Origin of the sequence: Halanaerobium saccharolyticum, from assembly GCF_003053565.1 — a bacterium.
GTDB classification, from domain to species: Bacteria; Bacillota; Halanaerobiia; order Halanaerobiales; family Halanaerobiaceae; genus Halanaerobium; species Halanaerobium saccharolyticum_B.
Window position 1 is genome coordinate 1 of record NZ_QAXS01000070.1, and the last position, 3,948, is coordinate 3,948.

Consider the following 3,948-nt stretch of genomic DNA (forward strand, 5'->3'; position numbering starts at 1 on the left):
TGTTATGAGACAAGAAATATTTCAGTAACCAGGACATGTTTTTCACCAGTAAATATTTAAAAGAACAGGGTATTCTCATACCCTGAAATTAATTATTGTTCATTTTCAATTTTTTTCTCCAGACCTTTAAATAAAACATATAATGCTCTGGCAACTGTTGTTCCATCTATTGGATTCATAACTGAAATAAGTTTTTCTCTGTTGTAGACTTCATTTTCAGGTTCAATTAGATGACATCCTGCTTCATAATCTGGCATACAGGCAAAAAAGCCCAGTGATGTTTTTCCAAAAATAACAGTAATACTGGAAAGGCTTTCAACTCTAATCTCAATATAACTGCCGTAATCCTTAAACTGAACTATCCTGCCAGGCCATTTTTCTTTCTGATAATAGCAATTAAAAGTCATAGCGGACAGCTCCTTAAGTATAAAAGATTTTTTCATTAACTTTTTTTAAGACATCGGCTGTAATAATTGATTTTTTGTTTTTAAAGCACTCAAGTAGAGCAACATAACAGGCCTGGTTGATCTTCCGGGGAATCCCGGAGGTCATACTATGAAGTACAGGATAGCATTTTTCATCGATAATTCCATTCTGCATTCCGGCAGCACTGAACTGATAACTGACATAATCTTTAGTTTCCTCCAGAGAAAACCCTGTACATTCAAGAAATAGAGAAACTCTCTGTTTCATGGGGATTGTCATACTCAGGTTAAGGTTTCTGTTTAAAAGCTGAGGCAGTCCTGCCAGAATTAAAGAAAAATTAGCCCCCTCATCATAAAAACTTCTCAGCTCATCAATCATTTCAATAGAAAGACTGTGAGCTTCATCAATAATAACACAGTTAAATTTGCCCTGAGCATTTTCTTCATGGAAAAAATCAATAATCTGCAGCCTAATATCATCAGCCTGAAAAGCAGGTTTTAATCCCATTTTAACAGCCATTGTTTTGTAGAGTGCTTTTTTCTTTGGCTTTGATAATTCAAGATGAACCACTCTAAATTCAGCCGGATCCAGTTCATTAACAGCATAAAATATAAGGGAGCTTTTCCCGCTGCCAGATGGTCCACTGACAACAGCTATCTGTCTTGAATTAAAAACAGTTGATAAAAAAAGAAGATTATCTTCAAAAAGAGCTGACTTAAATGAATTTTTTTCTCTTTTTAAAAAGGGGATCTTTTTTAAGCTAAAATGTTCTGCAATAGAAGTATTAATACCGATCATAATTTTAAGCCTCCTTTAATTTTTCCAGATAAATATTTTTAATTTGAGCCAGATAATAGAGAAAATTATCATTAAAGTCAGGTGTTTTATCTTTGATATCATCAACAATATCAATCAATAAATCTTTATTAAATTCTTTAAATGTCTGCCACAGCTCATAGAGTTTGCCCTTTTCTGCATAGGAAAGATTTTTAATTCCTAAAGCAGTAGAAATAATATCCACAAATTCCTGCCGTTTTAAAGCCTGAACTTTTTCTTCAGCAATAATATGACCTGTAGTATTAACTTCAGCAGCAGTTTTTTCTTCAGGATCGTCTCCTGCAGCCTGAAGCTGGACTTTTTCTTCCAGCGGGGTATTTAGCTGTTCTTTAAGATAATCCTGATAATTGCTTTTGATATTTTTAAGATATTCTCTGCTGATGGTAGAATCAACGGCTGGATCTTCTTCAATACTGGCCACTGATTTATGTTTTTCTTTTTTTAGGTCAATAACTCGGGCTAAACCATAATATTTATCCTGATAGTAAACATGCACATTATCCAGATGAAAAGGATTGTATCTGATTGCTATCTTTTTGTTAACCAGCCTGCCATCAATGGCATACTGATTCCCATTAAAGGAGATAACACCATACTTGCTGACTGTTCTTTCTGCAAAGTGCATAAACGCCTGATCAAGCTGGACTGGAGAAAAATAGCGAAGGCGGCGGCCTGATTTTAAAGAGCTTTCCCATCTTTTAGCCGGAGTAGTCCCCAGAGATGAATGAACTTTATCATTGTATTCTGTCTTTAACCAGGCTGAAAATAGATCATTAAGCTCAATAATACTGCTGACTCTGTTGTTTTTTATCTCAGTTAGAAAAGAACTCTGTACATACTGCCAGAATTTCTCAACTTTGCCTTTTCCACTTGGCTGGTATGGCTTGCTGTATTTAACAATAATACCCAGCCTGGCACAGATCAACTTAAAATCATTTGATATGTAAATTTTTCCATTATCGACATACAAATTATCCGGAGCTCCAGACTTAATAACTGCTTTTTTTAAACTGTCTTCCAGTCTTGTTAATGTGGCATCAAAGTAAAACTGGGCATGAGTTACCCGGCGGCTGTGATCATCAATAAAGCCAATCAGATAACACATTCTTTTTTTACCATTTTCATCAGGAAGATAAAATGCTGACATAACATCTGACTGCCACATCTCATTAATCTGTTTTTTCTGATGTTTTAAATAAACTCTACTGCTGTTTTTAAGACTTTTAGTGGTATAACCGTAGTGATTTAAAATCCGATTAACTGTTCTCACCTGTAGTGAATCTTTTTCAACTTTTCTGGCCAGTTCTAACATGGTGATAATTTTTCTGGCTGAGCGGGAAGGTAGTTCTTCCTTTAAACTTAATATGTCTTTAATGTATTGATCTGGAACCGAGGGATGTGTTCCTTTGTTTTTGTATCTTTTGGGTTTTAACCCCTCAAACCCATGCTTTTTGTAATTCATGTAGTAGGTATAAATCGTCCTGTAATGAAAAGTTACCATCCTCTGATTTACCAGATCATTAAACTCAGTTTTAGCAAGTTTTTTTGCAGCAGCATCAATCTGACCCTTCGGTGCATTGAGCATGGGAGAAATTACACTGAAGCGGAAAAAGGCTACTGCATCTTCTTTTTTAATACTGTTTTCAAACAATTAAATCACCTCCATTGATTTTTGCTAGTATCATCATACCGGAAGTGATCTTTAATTAAAATAAAGGTTTTGTTGCTGTCTAAAATGAATAAATTACCATTTTATGAACTGGAATATAAAAAGAAAAGACCCGAAAGGATATTAAAAATTGCAAACGTTTTTCCTTTTAATGGGAAGATATTCTTTTTAAAAGGATATAAGGGGAATTATGGCAGATGAAGGTCAAAAAATTCTCTTTTTTTATCTTAAGAATTTAAAGATCCTGTTTAAATTAACCAGTACTCCAAATTCTCCGGCTCCATCAATAAATATTTGACCGGTTCTATAAAGCTCAAAAACTGCCGGGTAGCGATAACTATCTAAAGTATTGATTAATTCAAAAAAACTGATTGGACTATCATACACTTCGGTGTAAAGGGAGTTTAAAACACTGGCATAGTTGTTTTGAATACAGGAACTATTCAGTCTCTGACAGGCTCTGGCTAAAAGATCTTCTGAAGAAAGTCTGCACTCTAAATCATTGATGGCGGTAAAGATATCCTCACCCTCTCTGATATTTTTACTGATATACTCAAGTGTATCAACAGAAACTCTGTTGTATTTAATGATAAAAGATGGAAAAACACTGAGATAAATTTTCACCTCTCTGCCATCAATAATTGCTGTCTGCTGCAGCTTTTGAATTTTAATTCTTGAGTACTCAAGATTGCCGTCAACAGTGTAATATATCCCTCTTTCAAAGCATCCATTCTTCTTGAGATTATCAGTTTCTGGTATTTTTGCTTCTTTACGCAGCTCATCTAAGCTCAGATTTTCTAAAAATAATTCATAATCTTCTTCAAAAGACTTGTAATTTATATCAAATTGTAATATGATGTTTTTAATAGGTTTTGTGATATCTTTATTATATACCAGAAGGTGGTTCTTCTGGTATATTTTTTTATCCTAACAGGAAATATATGTTAAATAATCTTACTGTTGTAGATCATGTCCTAAAATATATGATCTACTGCTGAATTTTATGTCTTGTAACA

At 34.0% G+C, this 3,948-nt stretch carries 4 protein-coding genes; all 4 read right to left on the minus strand.

The annotated features are described in order from the left end of the window. Positions 1-92: 92 nt before the first annotated feature. Entirely contained in the window at positions 93-407 is a 315-nt protein-coding gene (locus tag C8C76_RS14775; RefSeq protein WP_108142982.1) for a hypothetical protein, read from the minus strand. Positions 408-420: 13 nt separating this feature from the next. Next, entirely contained in the window at positions 421-1,224 is an 804-nt protein-coding gene (locus tag C8C76_RS14780; protein ID WP_108142984.1) for an ExeA family protein, read from the minus strand. A 4-nt stretch (positions 1,225-1,228) separates the two neighbouring features. Continuing rightward, positions 1,229-2,914 (minus strand): DDE-type integrase/transposase/recombinase, encoded by a 1,686-nt coding sequence (locus C8C76_RS14785; protein ID WP_108142986.1) that lies wholly within the window; start codon positions 2,912-2,914, stop codon positions 1,229-1,231. A gap of 240 nt (positions 2,915-3,154) precedes the next feature. Next, positions 3,155-3,556, minus strand: a complete 402-nt coding sequence (locus tag C8C76_RS14790) for a hypothetical protein (protein WP_108142988.1) — start codon at positions 3,554-3,556, stop codon at positions 3,155-3,157. Positions 3,557-3,948: the final 392 nt, after the last annotated feature.

Coding starts and splice junctions, on each gene's coding strand:
- C8C76_RS14775 (WP_108142982.1), bottom strand. CDS start 407: ATGACTTTTAATTGCTATTATCAGAAAGAAAAATGGCCTGGCAGGATA.
- C8C76_RS14780 (WP_108142984.1), bottom strand. CDS start 1,224: ATGATCGGTATTAATACTTCTATTGCAGAACATTTTAGCTTAAAAAAG.